Source organism: Acetobacter lambici, from assembly GCF_011516885.1.
GTDB lineage: Bacteria > Pseudomonadota > Alphaproteobacteria > Acetobacterales > Acetobacteraceae > Acetobacter > Acetobacter lambici.
Map to the genome: position 1 here is coordinate 46,797 of NZ_WOTD01000014.1, position 14,692 is coordinate 61,488.

The following is a 14,692-nucleotide window of genomic DNA, read 5'->3' on the forward strand; positions in this document are numbered from 1 at the left end:
TCATTGCCCCCCAGTTTTGGCAGAGGCCGGTTGGTCATTGACCCATATGTGGCGGGCAAAATTATACCCCATCAACTGCCCGCCCTGATGCGGGTGTAAACCCTGTATCCGGGGGTGAAAACCATCCAGACTGGTAATGAAAGAGGGAATACACACGCCTGAACCCGCGTGGATCATGGCCTGCATGTCGTTATACAGGGCATGACGCCTGGTCTCGTCCGGTTCCTGGCGGCTAAGGACCAGCAGTTGATCAAAACGTGGGTCGCGCCAATGTGCCTCATTCCATGGGGCGGTCGAGGCAAAGCTGAGTGCGAAGGTCATATCGGCAGATGCGCGTGGATTGACATTACCAAACCCCATGGGGAACCGCATCCATGACTGGCTCCAGTAGCCATCCGCGGGCATGCGCCGTACGTCCAGGCGCAGGCCAATATTTTGTGCTGCATTCTGGAGGAGCACCGCCATTTCCACTGACCCGTTTGCTGCTGGCGAACAGATGAGGGGCGGCAGGCTCTGGTTGAGAAAACCGTTTTTTTTAAGCAAGAACCGCGCTTTATCCGGGTCATAAACGGTCTGGGGCAGATCGGTGTTACAAAAGCGGTGTTCGGGGGGCAGGGGCTGGTCATTGCCAGCACGGCAAAAGCCCAGATAAATGGAATTGCGCATCTGTTCGCGGTTGAACAGCAACTTCATGGCCTGCACAAAATCTGCATTTTCCCCCGGTCCTACGTCCTGACGGATAGCCAGATTGGTGTAGGTGCCTGTCGGGCTCTCCATAACCGCAATGTTGCGTTTGCGAACAAGAGCGACAAGCCGGGGATCCACTGCGGCAATAATATCCACATCCCCCGAGAGCAGGGCGTTGTGCCGGGCCATATCATCACTAATGGAGATCAGTTCCAGTGAGTCCACCCACACACCGCCGGGGTTCCAGAAGTTGGTGTTACGCAGGGCAACCGAACGCACACCGGGCTGGAAAACGGCGCAGGTAAAGGGGCCTGTGCCGTTGGCGGTTTCAAAGCGTGTTGTGCCATCGCGGATAATGGCAAAATTGGTCAGCCCCAGAACGGAGGGAAAAGCGATATTGGGCGCAGCCAGTTCGATCACCACCCCCAATGGTCCGTCTGCGCGAACGGCATGCATGGCCATAGCCTGATAGTGCACCTGTGAACCAAGTGCAGGGTCTTTATGGCGGAGGATGGAATACACAACATCAGCCGATGTCAGCGGTGCTCCATCATGGAAGCACACACCGCTGCGCAACTGGATATGCCATGTCTGAAAATCGGAGCTTTCAATACTCTGGGCAAGGGCTGGGCGTGGGGTAAGGGTCTCGTCCAGTGCCACAAGACCATCGTAGAACATATTGCCACGCAGGTAATCGGTCGCCATGGACTGGCGCGCCGGGTCCAGCGTGTCGCTCAGGGAACCGGATGTGGAGGCGGCCCGCACATGCCCGCCTGTGCGGGGTTGTGTGCCCCATTGCCCGGCTTCAACTGGCCCGGTCGTGGTTTCACGACCATCGGCGGCACGTGCGACGCCCAACCAAGGTCGGGTGGCACACATGCTGGCGGCAACCATACGTGTACCCTGTTTTATCATGTTGCGTCGGTTCAGCATCAACACGCTCCAACCAGAGGAAAACAGGGGTGAAAAAGAGCGGGGCAGGTACTGCTGTGGCTAATTGCCCCGCTCAGGGAGTGTCGTCTTACAGACCCAGAACGCCGGGTAGGCCACCAATGTCGGGGATTTCGGTGTAACCATAATATGGGGTGGAGGGTTCATGGCCGCGGGCCACAAAAACCTTGTTGCGAATGCCCAGATCATGCGCTGTCATCAGGTCGTAGCGCAGGGAGGACGAGACGTGCAGAATGTCTTCAGGCCCGCAACCCAGCTTGTCCAGCATGTATTCAAACGCACGCATGTGCGGCTTGTAGGCCTGCGCGTCTTCCGCCGTGAATACGGCATGCACAGGCGCGCCAAGCTTGGCCACGTTGGAATGGATCTGTGTGTTGGACGCGTTGGAAAGAATGACCAGCGGCACTTCTTTGGCAACCTTGGACAGACCTGCGGGCACATCGTCCCACGGCCCCCATGTGGGAACAGCTTCATAAAACTTGTTCGCCACTTCGGGAGCGAAGGGAACATTCCACTTTTTGCAGGTCCGCTCCATGGCATTAAGCAGCACGTAGCGGTAGGGCTGCCACGGACCAAGCACCTCATCCAGTCGGTAGGCGGCAAAGTCCTTGCAGAACTGCTCCATTCCTTCGGGGGGAACAACATCGGCGTAAAGCTCACGCGCCATGTCGCTCATGCGGAAGCGGGTCAGGGTGCCGTAGCAGTCGAATGTTACGAATTTGGGCCTGAACGTCGTCATGATGTTTTTTATCCGTCTGATTAACGTTACGATATGACAACATAAACTGAACGGAGAATGCTACTGCTTTCTTTGTTTATGCAGCACAGCATTCTGTATGTTGGAAAAATGACCACAGAAAATGCCGTGGAGGCACCAGCCCGGTCTCGCCTGCTGAAAAATAGCTGGCAGCGCCGGTAATGTTACAAAGCAGGCGGCTTTAAAAACCGGGCTATGCTAAAGGGGGCCAGAGGAATTTCTGTTTTGCCTGTCGCCAGCAGGTCCGCCATGGTTGCTCCCACGCCCGGCCCTAGCTGAAAACCATGCCCGCAGAAGCCAAAGGCATAGTAAAGCCCCGGCACCCGCGCACTTGGCCCCATAACAGGGAGGTCATCATCGGTGTAGCCTTCAATCCCGGTCCATGTACGAATAACACGCAGACGGGCAAAATCGGGCAGAATACGTTGCAGATGCGGCATCTGCCGCACGGTGTTGAGCGGGTTCAGGTAAGCACGTTTGGCGGCTAGGTCCACTGTGCCGCGTAGTCCCCCACCAAAAACAATATTACCACGCTCTACCTGCCGCAGATAAACACCCTCTTCTTCTACCCATGACGCATAACCAATGACAGGATGAATACGATAGGGAACGGGTTCTGTTACCCCCATTTGCGGGGCTTTGGGGGTCAGGGGAAGGTCTTCGCCAAAGGCTGCGGCCATTTTTTGGCCCCATGCCCCGCTGGAAATCTGGAGCAGGGGCGCTGTAAAGCGCTGGCCTTTGGTTGTTTCAACCACAAAGTCCTCGGCAGAACGCGTAATGTTGCTAACTTCTGTCCCTTCCAGCACGGTCGCACCTGCACGCCGTGCCGCACGGCCAAACGCCGGGGCCGCAAGGCGAGGGTTTGCATGCCCGTCGAGCGGAGAAAAAGAGGCACAATCCACATCCGGGTCAAGCATGGGAAACCGCTCTACCGCTTTGCGTCCGCTATAAAGTTCCAGATCTAATCCGTAGGGTTTGCAGTCCTGTGCATATTTTTCCAGCCGTGCGCTATCCTCGGGCTTAAACGCAACGCGTACATGACCACTGGGCAGGAACTCAACATTTTCCCCGATCAGTTTGGGCAGATCACCCCATATGGTCCGGGACCTGTTGGCGAGAGGGAGTTGAGGTAAAAAACGACCCTGACGGCGCACATTCCCAAAGTTTGTGCCCGATGCGTACTGGCCGACCAGATCACGCTCCAGCAAAATGACAGATAGACCTTGCTGGCGCGCAAAAAAAGCGGTGGCCGCCCCCATAATGCCGCCGCCAACAATAATAACATCGGCCCGTGCTGTGGTGCGTGTAACGGGTTGGGCAGGGTGGCTCATATCATAATACCCCGGATTTTAGCGGGTAAGGGTTTAATGGGGGCGGCACTACGGATGCGGCCTGCCTGCTCGATGGGCATTTGGCGGGCGGCGGCCAGAATTTCGGCCCCGGCAAGTCCACACATACGGCCCTGACAGCGCCCCATGCCCACACGGACAAACGCTTTGGCCCGGTTGACTTCGGGGGCATCCAGTGCGCCTGCGGCACGTCGGATATCCCCTGCGGTCACGTTCTCGCACCGGCAGACCACGGTTTCATCGGGCAAAGAGGCAGCGTTACGCCATGGCCATGGGAATCCTGTTTCCAACCCGTGGCGGAAGGCGTTCATGGGTTCCAGCGCCTTACGCAGCCGGGTCATATTCTGTGCGGGAACATTATGCCCCATATCCGCAAGGCAACGTAGGGCGGCCAGAGCACCAGCATATTCCGCGCCGTCAGCCCCGCGTATGCCCGCGCCATCGCCAGCCATGTAAATACCCTGCTGGGATGTGGCACCGTCCACATCTGTCACGGGCAACCACTGGCGGGAGGTGGCGTCAAACGCAAAGTCACATTTCAGCAGATCGGCCAGTTGCGTTTCGGAGCGCAGGCCGTAACCCATGCCAACGGCGTCTCCCACCGTATGGCGTAACTGGCCACGGCTGTTCCGCCACGTCACGCCTCTTACCCTTAGACCATCATCATCTTCGTGCTCTTCTATGCGTACAGGCTGGATGCCAGCATGCAGGGGCACTCCAGAACGCATAAGATCGGCCATGTAACGCACACCCTGTGCGAGTATGGCAGGCCGGTGCCGTAGCCCTCGCAGCCCCTTGATACGTGTTTTGAGAGACGACGTATCCAGCACGGCACATGGCTTTACCCCTGCTTTGAGGTACTGCCACGCAACCAGATAGAGCAGCGGTCCTGTGCCCATGAACACAGGGGCGCTGCCAATGGCGCAGGCTTGTGCCTTGAGCGCTATCTGCGCACCACCAAGTGTGAATACGCCGGGCAACGTCCAGCCCGGACAGGGCATAATGCGGTCGGTGGCCCCTGTGGCAATAATCAGGGCATCATAGGTAATGGCTTCAACGCGCTGCGCATGTTCGGTCAGGAGTTGCTGGTCCACAACACCCCAAGCCAGTGTTTCTGGCCGGTAGTCGATATGGGGCAGCAATTCAGCAAATGCCGTGTGCAACGCGGTGGCCGAGCGGGCTGCTGCGCCATACAGCTTTTTGGCCGGGCGTACAAAGTTTTCGGGTTGCCTGCGGTATATCTGGCCGCCCTGCTGTCGGTTTTCGTCCAGCACGACCGGGCGCAGGCCAGCGTGAACAAGGGTTTGTGCCGCGCGCGTGCCAGCAGGCCCCGCCCCGACAACAATAACTACTGGCTTGTCCATGGCACCTCTGCTGTCACTATACGAAGGCCGTGTGTGGCCGGAGTGGAACAGGCGCGAAGTTCATCACCGTTTTCGGTCCATACGCGGCAGTCCTGACAGGCCCCCATAAGGCAGAAACCTGCACGGGGTTTGCCGTCAAACTCATTATGACGTAGCTGTCCGCCCGCTAGCAGAACTGCGGTTAGAACAGTGTCCCCCTCAAGCGCTGTTACAGGCTGTCCATCGACTGTTATGGTAATGGGTGACCGCTGTGTTTCGGACACACGTCGGAAAAGTCCCTTCATCAGGGCGAACCTCCTGCCATGTGCCGTGGCGCTATACGCGCCACGGCTCTGTGTCTCAGGCAATTGCTGCGGCTATGTCCTTGTCATCCAGTAACGCATTCAATACGGCTTCGATACGATCGCACATTATGTCGGTCTCTTCCAGTGTCATGCACAGGGGAGGAGCAAGCCCGATAATATCATCGCCAAAGGCGCGGAACAGCACACCGTTTTCATAGCCAATTTTGGCCATTTTTTTAGAAATGCCGAGCGAGGGAGCAGGTTTGGTCTTGGCTTTTTTGTCAGTTACCAGTTCTATGGCAGCCAGCATGCCCATGGAGCGCGTGTCTCCCACCAGAGGATGGTCCTTCATTGCTGCAAGGCGGGCGGCCAGATGAACGCCTGAACGCACACCGTTTTCAAGCAGTCCGTTCTGATAAAGATCCAGCACGGCAAGGCCAATGGCAGCACTAACCGGGTGTGCGCTGTAGGTCATGCCATGGCCCACCGCAACACCTGCCGGGGTGGCATCACGGATTGTGGCATACATGCCCTCGCTCATGAACACGGCCCCCATAGGGGCGTAGCCTGAGGTCAGGCCTTTGGCCACGGTCATCATGTCAGGCACAACGTTTTCGTGTTCACAGGCAAACAGGGGGCCGGTGCGGCCAAAGCCTGTAATCACTTCGTCGGTCACAAACAGAATATCCAGTTCACGGCAGGTCTCGCGCATGGCGCGCAGCCAGCCAACAGGTGGCACGGCAACACCGCCGGAACCCTGAACAGGCTCGCAAAAGAACGCAGCTACATGTTCGGGGCCACCCAGTTCCGCTACCTTGCTGCGCAAATCGGCAACGCAGGCGGCAATAATCGCTGCGGCATCCGGCCCTTTAGGGTGGCGGTAGGGGTCTGGGCTTGGAATATGGTGCTGCCATGAAAGAGGCACGTCAGCGTTACGGTGGAATGCGGCAAGGGCAGTAAGCCCGGCACCGGTATAGGTGCTGCCATGGTAACCACGGGCCAGACCAATGACATGCTTTTTACCCGGTGTGCCACGGGCATGCTGGTAAAAACGGATAAAGCGCAAGGCGCTATCCACGGCATCCGACCCACCTTGCGAGAAAAAGACCCGGTTCAGGTCCCCCGGTGTGACTGCGGCAAGGCGGGAGGCCAGCGTAATTGCGCTTTCGCTCGCAAAGCCAAAATACCCGGTGGCATAGGGCAGGCGGGTCATCTGCTCGGCAGCGGCCTGTACAACGCTTTGTTGACCGTAACCAACATTAACGCACCAGAGACCAGCAAACCCGTCGAGCAGTTTGTTGCCATGAATATCCGTCAGCCACGAGCCCTGACCGGATTGCAGAATGCGCGGTCCGTGCTCTTCCTGATCACGCCATGAGGAGACGGGATGGATCAGGTGGGCACGATCGAGTGATACAAGTGTCTCTGGAGTCATGGCTGTTGATATCCGTTGTGTTGTTGGCCTTGTTTTTCCTATGCTGGTACAGGCGGAAAATATGGTGCCATAACCAGTCGTTACGATAGCGGATTATGCTGTTCTGGACGCGGGTGCTGTAAGAAAGCATTAAATTGCCCTTTGCCCCGTTTTAGTGTTTGCGCCGTGCGCAAGGATAAGAAAAACTACGATACCGCAATGACCTGACTGGCGTTTGTACAGGCATAATGCAGGGAGAGTAGAGCGTGAGCAATCTCGGTTTCCGTCCAGAAGATGTGGTGTTGCCAGTCGGGCATTTTCTGGCAGGCAGGCTTGTTTCCGGCCCTGCGGATATTCCCGTAACCAGCCCTGGGAATGGTCGCGTCATAGCCGGTTTGCCAGAAGCCGGAGCAGATATTGTAGATGAGGCAGCACAAACTGCTGCCCGCGTGCAGCGCCAGAGCGGGTGGGCCACCTGTGCCCCCCGCGAGCGCGCCCGGGTCATGCGCCGCTGGGCTGATCTGGTTGAACGCAACGCAACCGAACTGGCGCGCCTGGAAACTGTGTGCTCCACCCGCCCCATAGCCCAGACCCTTGGTTGGGACATTCCTTTCCTTGCCGAAGGAATAAGGTTTTTTGCAGAATACTGCGATAAAGTCGGAGGGGACGTAGCAGCCACGGCTACCAATCTGCTGGGAATGACCGTGTATGAACCTTATGGGGTTACTGGTGCAATTGCGCCGTGGAATTTCCCTCTGGTCATGGCAAGCTGGAAAGTGGTGCCTGCACTGGCGGCAGGCAATGGCACGGTGCTCAAACCCTCGGAGATGACACCGTTTTCAGCCGTCAGGCTGGCCGAACTTGCGGTGGAAGCCGGGATTCCCGTAGGGCTGTTCAATGTTGTGCAGGGTACCGGGCTTGCCACGGGGGAACCCATTTGCCGGCATGGCGCAATTGGCAAGCTGAGTTTTACCGGCTCCACCCGCACCGGCATTGCGGTGATGAAAGCTGCTGCGGAAAGTGGCCCAAAACCCGTAACGCTGGAACTGGGGGGCAAAAGCCCGCAACTGGTTTTTGATGATATTCCCTGCGTGAATGAGGTCGCGGACCGTATTTTTCGTGCATTTACGGGGAATGCCGGGCAGGTTTGCGTAACCGGCTCCCGCCTTATTGTGCAACGGGGTGTTGCTGATGCCCTGATCGCAGCCCTGACCGCCCGATGTGGGGAGGTTGTGGCGCTGGCTCCATGGGATGCCGCAGCCTCTTACTCGCCCATTATTTCGGAAACACAGGCGCAGCGTATTCTTGCATTGGTGCAGGGCAGTGTAAGCTCTGGAGCGCAAGAGCTTGTCGCGTGCAGGCGCATGGATGCGCCAACAGGTGGGGTTTTTCTCTCCCCCGGTATGGCGATGGTCCAGAATGTCGAATGTGCTTTGTGGCAGGAAGAAGTCTTTGGCCCTGTGCTGGCCATACAGGTTTTTGATGAGGATGATGAGGCCTTTGCTCTGGCTGAACACCCCGTCTACGGGCTGGCCTCTGGAGTGCATACCGCCTCACTTTCTCGCGCCATGCGTGCCATTCGTACGCTCAGGGCTGGCACGGTCTGGGTCAACCGTTATGGCCGTTCTTCGGATTTTGTTATTCCAACAGGCGGTTTTGGCGGTTCAGGTATTGGCAAGGACCTCGGGCGGCAGGCGTTCGAGGCTAACCTTCGCCTAAAAAGTGTTCTGATGGCAGCGGAGTAAAGTGGCAATGAAGCCATTGGCTGTGGATACGACCTTTCTGGCCGAATTGCGCAGGGATTTACATACCCACCCCGAGCTCAGGTTCGAGGAGCAAAGAACTGCCGCTGTTGTAGCACAACATTTGCAGAATTTTGGTTACATGCCACACACCGGCCTTGCCCGTACAGGAGTTGTCGCCACGTTGGACACAGGCCGTGCAGGCCCGGCCATTATGCTACGTGCCGACATGGACGCCCTACCAGTGAGTGAAGCAGGGCAGGTTCCGTGGGCATCATGCAATCCCGGGGTCATGCATGCCTGTGGGCATGATGGACACACGGCCATGCTGCTGGGGGCCGCCGCATTGCTTAAGGCAGACCCACCACCGTGCGGCAAAATCTACTTTGTGTTCCAACCTGCCGAAGAGGGCGGGGCAGGGGCGCAGGTTATGATAGATGAAGGTCTGTTCGACCTGTTTCCCACCGATTACTGCTTTGGCCTGCACAACTGGCCGGGTCTGGAGGCAGGTCGGCTTGGTGTGCGTACAGGCCCGATCATGGCCGGGGGCTGGCGCTTTGCCATTCGGATTACCGGTAAAGGCTCACATGCCGCCCAGCCGCATATGGGCACGGACCCACTGACCATAGGCGCGGCTTTGGTGCAGGAGGCCCAGTTACTGGTTGCCCGTCGCACGGACCCGGTTATTCCTGCGGTGTTATCGTTCTGTATTTTTGATGCAGGAACGACGGATAATATATTGCCAGAAACCGCAAGGCTGGCGGGTACCCTGCGGGCCTTAGACCCGTTGGTTCTGAATGAACTCAAGGATGGCCTCCAACGCCTGTGCGACGGGCTTGGGGTGGCTCATGGTGTTGATATAGATGTAAATTTTCATCAACCCTATCCGGTTACTGTTAACGAACACCGCGCAACCCAGATTGCACGCCAGGCCATGCAGGCGCTTGAGGTGCAATTGGGTGGTCCAGCACCGGATATGGATATTGCTCCCAGTCTGGCATCTGAGGATTTTGGCTTCATGCTGCAAAAAAAATCTGGTGCCTATGCCATGATCGGCAATGGAGAGTCCCACAAACTCCATTCACCTGATTATGATTTTGATGATTCAATCATAACCCGTGGCGTGCGTTACTGGCATCAACTCGCCCATACATGTGCCGCAGCAGGGCATGCGGCCTGATTGAAAAATCATACGTTTTTGGTTCTAGTTGTAAGGATAAATCCGCGTGAAAACTTATGATATCGCTGTTATTCCGGGGGATGGCATTGGCACGGAAGTGATGCCACAAGCCCTGAGCGTGCTGGAACGTGTGGCGGAAGTCTGTGATTTTGGAATAAAGTTCCGGCATTATGACTGGAATTGTGAAACATGGTTGCGCACCGGGCAGATGATGCCAAAGGACGGCATAGACCAACTTTCGCAAAGTGATTCCATTTTGCTGGGAGCTGTCGGTTTTCCATCCGTGCCGGATCATATTTCGCTCTGGGGGCTGCTTATTCCTATCCGGCGTGAATTCCACCAATACGTCAACCTGCGGCCGGTCAGACTTTTGCCGGGTATTCCTTGCCCCTTGGCAAACAAAAAACCCGGAGACATCGACTTCTGGATTGTACGTGAAAACTGCGAAGGCGAGTATTCCCAGATCGGAGGCGTGTTTGGTGAGGGCACTCCGTCTGAAGGGGCAATGCAGACAGCCGTATTTACCCGTTACGGCACGGACCGGATTCTACGTTACGCATTCGAATACGCGCGTAAACTGGGACGTCCGCATGTAACGTCAGCTACCAAATCGAACGGTCTGTTCCACTCCATGCCCTATTGGGATTCCCGGTTTGAGGCAATTGGCAAGGACTATCCGGACGTGCGGATGGACCAGTACCATATTGATATTCTGGCCGCGCGGTTTGTCATGTCTCCCGAACGATTTGATGTGGTCGTCGGTAGTAACCTGTTTGGCGATATTCTGTCCGACCTTGGACCAGGCATTACAGGCACCATTGCCGTGGCACCATCGGCCAATATTAATCCCGAACGTGCCTATCCCTCCATGTTTGAGCCGGTGCATGGTTCCGCGCCCGATATTGCTGGCAGGTTTATAGCTAATCCTGTTGGGCAGATATGGGCTGCAGCCATGATGCTCGAGCATCTGGGAGAACCAGAAGCTGCTGGTCTGGTAATGCAGGCCATTGAAAAAACGTTGGAAAACCCGGAAACGCCTCGCACACCAGATATGGGCGGCACAGCCGGAACGCGTGAACTTGGCGCAGCCATCATGCAGAGCATTCCCGGCTAAGGAGCGCAAACGCTCGGCTCACTCCCACAGGCACTCATGTGCAATGTGGGAGTGGTCTTGCCTTAATCAGGTGCTACAACCCGGCAGGCAGCCAAGTCCCACGCTGCACATCCCACGGATTTAAAAAAAATCGCCTGCCCCGTAGGGGGTGGGGTGTGCATAGCCGAAGCGAGGGAGTGCACACATGACCAATCCACCCCGGCCTGTATCAGGTCTCCTGCCTCACTTGGCGCACCGATTGGATCATCAACATAAAGCCGACTGGCGTGAACAACGCGCGGCCCAACTTCGATCATATCTGGCCGAAAAGCGCCAACACCAATAATCAGGCAGTCTGGGGTTGGTTGTTCGTCATAAAGGCAATGCCTGCTTGGCGTAACAGTAATGACGACATCAAAATTTTTGTCATCCGGGTGTGCAGGGTGCAGGTCAAGCGGCAGGGTTTTATGCCGTTCGCAAAAATCTTTTGTCCGATCAGATGTCCTCCCACGCACCATTACCGTGGTTTGAGGGTGCAAGCTGGCAAAGGCGGCACAATGGGCGCTGGCCTGTGCGCCTGTGCCAATAAGCAACACTTTTTTTGTGGGGTTACGGGCCAACAACCGTATGCCCAACATGCTGATACCAGCAGTACGGCGCATGGTGACTGTAGGCCCATCCAGTGAGAACAGGAGGTCGCCTGTTCTCGCATCCGCGCAGGTCACTTGCCCCTGAATGGTCGGGCGGGTAGTTCCTGCATTATCCGGGCAAATGGTTAACAGTTTGGTCACCAGTATATCTGCGCTTGCGCAGGGCATAGCCATAAGTAGCCCTGTACCTTTGGGCGCGCCCACAACGGCACGTTCAGGGCATATTATGTCGCCATTGGCATAATCCTGCACTGTTAGCGCCAGTCTATCGACCAGTGCAGCAAAGGGCAGCAGTTCGGCAGTTTGGGTTGCGGAATAGTGTTTCATGTCCAGGGGGACTTTCAAACCGTGTGTTCTGGCAGGTTTATGCCGCAGGTCTATTCGTGTAGCCCCGGTGCCTCCCGGCCTGTTCGGGCGACATATTCCGTGTATCCGCCATCATACCGGTGCAGACCGTTAGGTGTGAGTTCCAGAACCCGGTTGGAAAGAGCCGCCAGAAAGTGCCGGTCATGCGAGACAAAAAGCATTGTTCCGTCATAATCCGCCAGAGCGGTAATCAGCATTTCCTTAGTGGCGATATCCAGATGGTTGGTCGGTTCGTCCAGCACCAGAAAATTGGGAGGGTCATACAGCATTAACGCCATGACCAGCCGGGCTTTTTCTCCACCAGAAAGAACCCGACAGCTTTTATCAACATCATCCCCCGAAAAGCCGAATCCACCGGCCACTGTGCGCAGGGCACCCTGACTGGCAAGGGGAAAAGTGTCGTTCAGTGTTTCAAAAACTGTCCGGTCGCCGTCCAGCAGGTCCATGGCGTGCTGGGCAAAATAGCCCATTTTAACACTTCCGCCCAAGGTAACAGTGCCCGCATCTGGCTCTGTTGTGCCTGTAACCAGCTTGAGTAGGGTAGATTTGCCCGCACCATTCACACCCAGCACACAACAGCGCTCCTGCCGCCGGATCAACAGGTCTAGTCCTTTATAAATAACACGGCTTCCGTAACTTTTATCCACCCCCCGCAGGTTGACCACGGAATCCCCTGACCGTGGGGCCGGTGGGAATGTAAAGGACATGGCCTGCCTGCGTTTGGGCGGTTCCACGCGATCTATTTTGTCCAGCTTTTTGACCCGGCTTTGCACCTGTGCCGCATGGGAGGCACGGGCCTTGAACCGTTCTATAAAAGCAACTTCCTTGGCCAGCATGGCCTGCTGCCGGTCAAACTGGGCCTGCTGGTGTTTTTCGTTCAGGGCTCGCTGCTGTTCATAAAACTCGTAATCCCCTGTAAAGCTGGTCAGGGCACCGCCATCAATCTCGATCACCTTGTTGATGATCCGGTTCATGAAGGCCCGGTCATGGGACGTCATAAGCAGAGCGCCATCATACCCCGCCAGAAACTGCTCCAGCCAGATCAGACTTTCCAGATCAAGGTGGTTGCTTGGTTCGTCAAGCAACATCACATCGGGCTTCATCAGCAGGATGCGGGCAAGTGCAACACGCATTTTCCAGCCACCGGAAAGACGCCCCACGTCTCCGTCCATCATCTCCTGACTAAACCCCAGTCCGTGCAACACTTCCCGCGCACGGCCGTCCAGAGCGTAGCCGCCCAACTCCTCAAAACGGGCCTGAACCTCACCAAACTGCTCTAGTATGGTGTCCAGTTCATCAAAGCGTTCGGGATCGGCCATGGCGGCTTCCAGCTTGCTCAGTTCTGCCCCCACCTCGGCTACGGGGCCAGCACCGTCCATGACCTCGGCTACCGCGCTGCGGCCTGCCATTTCCCCCACATCCTGATTAAAAAAGCCGACTGTAATACCCCGGTCGGTCAGGACGTGGCCTTCGTCTGGTTCCTCCTGCCCCGTGATCAGGCGGAACAATGTGGTCTTGCCCGCACCATTGGGGCCCACCAATCCAATTTTCTCGCCTTTTTGCAAGGCTGCGGAAGCCTCGATAAAGATCACGCGGTGACCGTTATATTTGCTAATGTTGTCGAGACGGATCATGGAACCTCGGTGACGCACGAGTAAGGGACTGGTAAAAACAAGCAGTCTTATTGCGTAACACCGGAGCTTCGTAAACTGCTGCGGGTATTCAGTTTTGCGCACGCCGGTCTGGAACGGGGTTTGAACGCACAAAAATGGCGGCTCTATGTATGATTGGGAGGTGTTGAGCACGCTCCTATCATGCACAGGCCGCCATCTGAGACCATACCGGCTTTACCGGCATGGTGAGTAATCAGGCAGTGGTTGTGGAATGATCAAGGGTAACTGTGGCCTCGCTGGTCAACACACGGAACACAAAGCTTTCCTGAAGGTAGAGTTCCACAGTTTCCGCTGTGTGGCTCAGGTAACCAATCGACAGGTCCTGACCAATGTCCAGAACAAAATCCCCCCCACGCATGGAGACCACAAAAGCGCCTTCAAGTGCGGGTGCCCAGATGATTTTGCCGTCAATCATGCTTTCGATATGTTTGCGAACGGGGTAACCATCATCATCCCCACTGCTCACGGCCAGATGCGCCTGCGCTCCAAGCACAACCGAATATGGGCCATTTACACCAGCCAGACGCAGGGCGTTCAGGGCTTCGGCAATAGCGTGGGGGTAATCCTTGGCCATGGGCGGGAGTTTAAGGTGCGGGTTGGACGTACCTTTACGCATGCCGCAAATGCCTGCGGCCTCAAAGCCATTGAAAATGGCGTGGTCCTCGGCAAAGGCAATTTTTTGGGCAGCATCCTTGACTGTCTGCCAGTCTGAATCCAGCGCTCCACGTTCGACTGCGTCAATTTCTTCGCGGGAGAGGGTAAAGGGAACACGCAGTTCAACCAGTGGCAGCACTTCGCGCTGCGTAGCGAGCACACCGTTGTCCGATGCGTCTATCTTTTTGCCACGCCCTGTTCCAACGCCTGCAAAAGCGGTGCCTTTAGGCTCAGGCGTATCCACCACGCGGCGTCCTGCCAGATGGCGGCGGATGGTGCGGGAGGCTTCCTCCTCAATCTGGGACCATGCTTCGGCAGAAATCGGGGCAAGATGTTTGCGCAGGTTGTTCATATCAGGCGTCCTTAATTTTTTAATGATCCAATGCCAAGGGAACCGTCTTGCACTTCACGCGTCTCAGAGCCTGAATCAGAAAGGGGTTTGATTGATTTTTCGCAGAACTCTGCGGATATGGGCAATCATCAACCACGCGTGGGATGACGAGATTGTTGCCTCGACATCCTTCGTGA

Annotated in this window: 12 protein-coding genes and 1 pseudogene; 3 read left to right on the forward strand and 10 right to left on the reverse strand. The window is 56.4% G+C overall.

The window, feature by feature from the left end; translation table 11 throughout:
* From GOB86_RS08310 to GOB86_RS08335, 6 genes are all read right to left on the reverse strand, one after another.
* The gene (locus tag GOB86_RS08310) at positions 1–1,602 is read right to left on the reverse strand and encodes an ABC transporter substrate-binding protein (protein ID WP_165991878.1); all 1,602 of its coding nucleotides are present in this window, start codon (positions 1,600–1,602) and stop codon (positions 1–3) included.
* A 106-nt stretch (positions 1,603–1,708) separates the two neighbouring features.
* Positions 1,709–2,377: a haloacid dehalogenase type II gene (locus GOB86_RS08315; protein ID WP_165991879.1), complete on the reverse strand. Its 669-nt coding sequence runs from the start codon at positions 2,375–2,377 to the stop codon at positions 1,709–1,711.
* 182 nt (positions 2,378–2,559) lie between these two features.
* A complete protein-coding gene (locus GOB86_RS08320; RefSeq protein WP_165991880.1) occupies positions 2,560–3,726 on the reverse strand; it encodes an NAD(P)/FAD-dependent oxidoreductase in 1,167 nt (388 codons plus the stop codon).
* Positions 3,723–5,108, reverse strand: coding sequence for an FAD/NAD(P)-dependent oxidoreductase (locus GOB86_RS08325; protein ID WP_165991881.1), 1,386 nt, complete (start codon positions 5,106–5,108; stop codon positions 3,723–3,725). The genes GOB86_RS08320 and GOB86_RS08325 overlap by 4 nt, the downstream gene beginning before the upstream one ends.
* Positions 5,093–5,392, reverse strand: coding sequence for a (2Fe-2S)-binding protein (locus GOB86_RS08330; protein ID WP_165991882.1), 300 nt, complete (start codon positions 5,390–5,392; stop codon positions 5,093–5,095). The genes GOB86_RS08325 and GOB86_RS08330 overlap by 16 nt, the downstream gene beginning before the upstream one ends.
* 55 nt (positions 5,393–5,447) lie before the next feature.
* Positions 5,448–6,827 carry an aminotransferase class III-fold pyridoxal phosphate-dependent enzyme gene (locus GOB86_RS08335; protein WP_165991883.1) on the reverse strand — a complete coding sequence of 460 codons (1,380 nt, stop codon included), beginning with the start codon at positions 6,825–6,827 and terminating at the stop codon, positions 5,448–5,450.
* Between the two features lie 245 nt (positions 6,828–7,072).
* Between GOB86_RS08335 and GOB86_RS08340 the strand changes: the two genes are divergently transcribed.
* Genes GOB86_RS08340 through GOB86_RS08350 form a run of 3 tightly spaced genes read left to right on the forward strand, consistent with a single transcriptional unit; the run spans position 7,073 to position 10,842 of the window.
* Complete coding sequence (locus GOB86_RS08340) at positions 7,073–8,551, forward strand: aldehyde dehydrogenase family protein (RefSeq protein WP_165991884.1); 1,479 nt, start codon at positions 7,073–7,075, stop codon at positions 8,549–8,551.
* Positions 8,552–8,558: 7 nt separating this feature from the next.
* A complete protein-coding gene (locus GOB86_RS08345; RefSeq protein ID WP_165991885.1) occupies positions 8,559–9,728 on the forward strand; it encodes an amidohydrolase in 1,170 nt (389 codons plus the stop codon).
* 46 nt (positions 9,729–9,774) lie between these two features.
* Positions 9,775–10,842 carry a tartrate dehydrogenase gene (locus GOB86_RS08350; protein WP_165991886.1) on the forward strand — a complete coding sequence of 356 codons (1,068 nt, stop codon included), beginning with the start codon at positions 9,775–9,777 and terminating at the stop codon, positions 10,840–10,842.
* 62 nt (positions 10,843–10,904) lie between these two features.
* Here GOB86_RS08350 and GOB86_RS08355 read toward each other — a convergent pair whose 3' ends face one another.
* The 4 genes and pseudogenes from GOB86_RS08355 to GOB86_RS08370 form a co-directional block, all read right to left on the reverse strand.
* Positions 10,905–11,798 carry a delta(1)-pyrroline-2-carboxylate reductase family protein gene (locus GOB86_RS08355; protein WP_165991887.1) on the reverse strand — a complete coding sequence of 298 codons (894 nt, stop codon included), beginning with the start codon at positions 11,796–11,798 and terminating at the stop codon, positions 10,905–10,907.
* Positions 11,799–11,848: 50 nt separating this feature from the next.
* A complete protein-coding gene (locus GOB86_RS08360) occupies positions 11,849–13,471 on the reverse strand; it encodes an ABC-F family ATP-binding cassette domain-containing protein (RefSeq protein ID WP_165991888.1) in 1,623 nt (540 codons plus the stop codon).
* A gap of 232 nt (positions 13,472–13,703) precedes the next feature.
* The gene (locus GOB86_RS08365) at positions 13,704–14,516 is read right to left on the reverse strand and encodes a family 1 encapsulin nanocompartment shell protein (RefSeq protein ID WP_165991889.1); all 813 of its coding nucleotides are present in this window, start codon (positions 14,514–14,516) and stop codon (positions 13,704–13,706) included.
* A 75-nt stretch (positions 14,517–14,591) separates the two neighbouring features.
* Positions 14,592–14,692, reverse strand: a pseudogene (locus GOB86_RS08370) (IS5/IS1182 family transposase); the annotation flags it as partial.

Excerpts from the sequence above, each read along its gene's own strand:
- GOB86_RS08310 (WP_165991878.1), bottom strand. The coding sequence starts at position 1,602 with ATGATAAAACAGGGTACACGTATGGTTGCCGCCAGCATGTGTGCCACC.
- GOB86_RS08315 (WP_165991879.1), bottom strand. The coding sequence starts at position 2,377 with ATGACGACGTTCAGGCCCAAATTCGTAACATTCGACTGCTACGGCACC.
- GOB86_RS08320 (WP_165991880.1), bottom strand. The coding sequence starts at position 3,726 with ATGAGCCACCCTGCCCAACCCGTTACACGCACCACAGCACGGGCCGAT.
- GOB86_RS08325 (WP_165991881.1), bottom strand. The coding sequence starts at position 5,108 with ATGGACAAGCCAGTAGTTATTGTTGTCGGGGCGGGGCCTGCTGGCACG.
- GOB86_RS08330 (WP_165991882.1), bottom strand. The coding sequence starts at position 5,392 with ATGAAGGGACTTTTCCGACGTGTGTCCGAAACACAGCGGTCACCCATT.
- GOB86_RS08335 (WP_165991883.1), bottom strand. The coding sequence starts at position 6,827 with ATGACTCCAGAGACACTTGTATCACTCGATCGTGCCCACCTGATCCAT.
- GOB86_RS08345 (WP_165991885.1), top strand. The coding sequence starts at position 8,559 with ATGAAGCCATTGGCTGTGGATACGACCTTTCTGGCCGAATTGCGCAGG.
- GOB86_RS08355 (WP_165991887.1), bottom strand. The coding sequence starts at position 11,798 with ATGAAACACTATTCCGCAACCCAAACTGCCGAACTGCTGCCCTTTGCT.
- GOB86_RS08360 (WP_165991888.1), bottom strand. The coding sequence starts at position 13,471 with ATGATCCGTCTCGACAACATTAGCAAATATAACGGTCACCGCGTGATC.
- GOB86_RS08365 (WP_165991889.1), bottom strand. The coding sequence starts at position 14,516 with ATGAACAACCTGCGCAAACATCTTGCCCCGATTTCTGCCGAAGCATGG.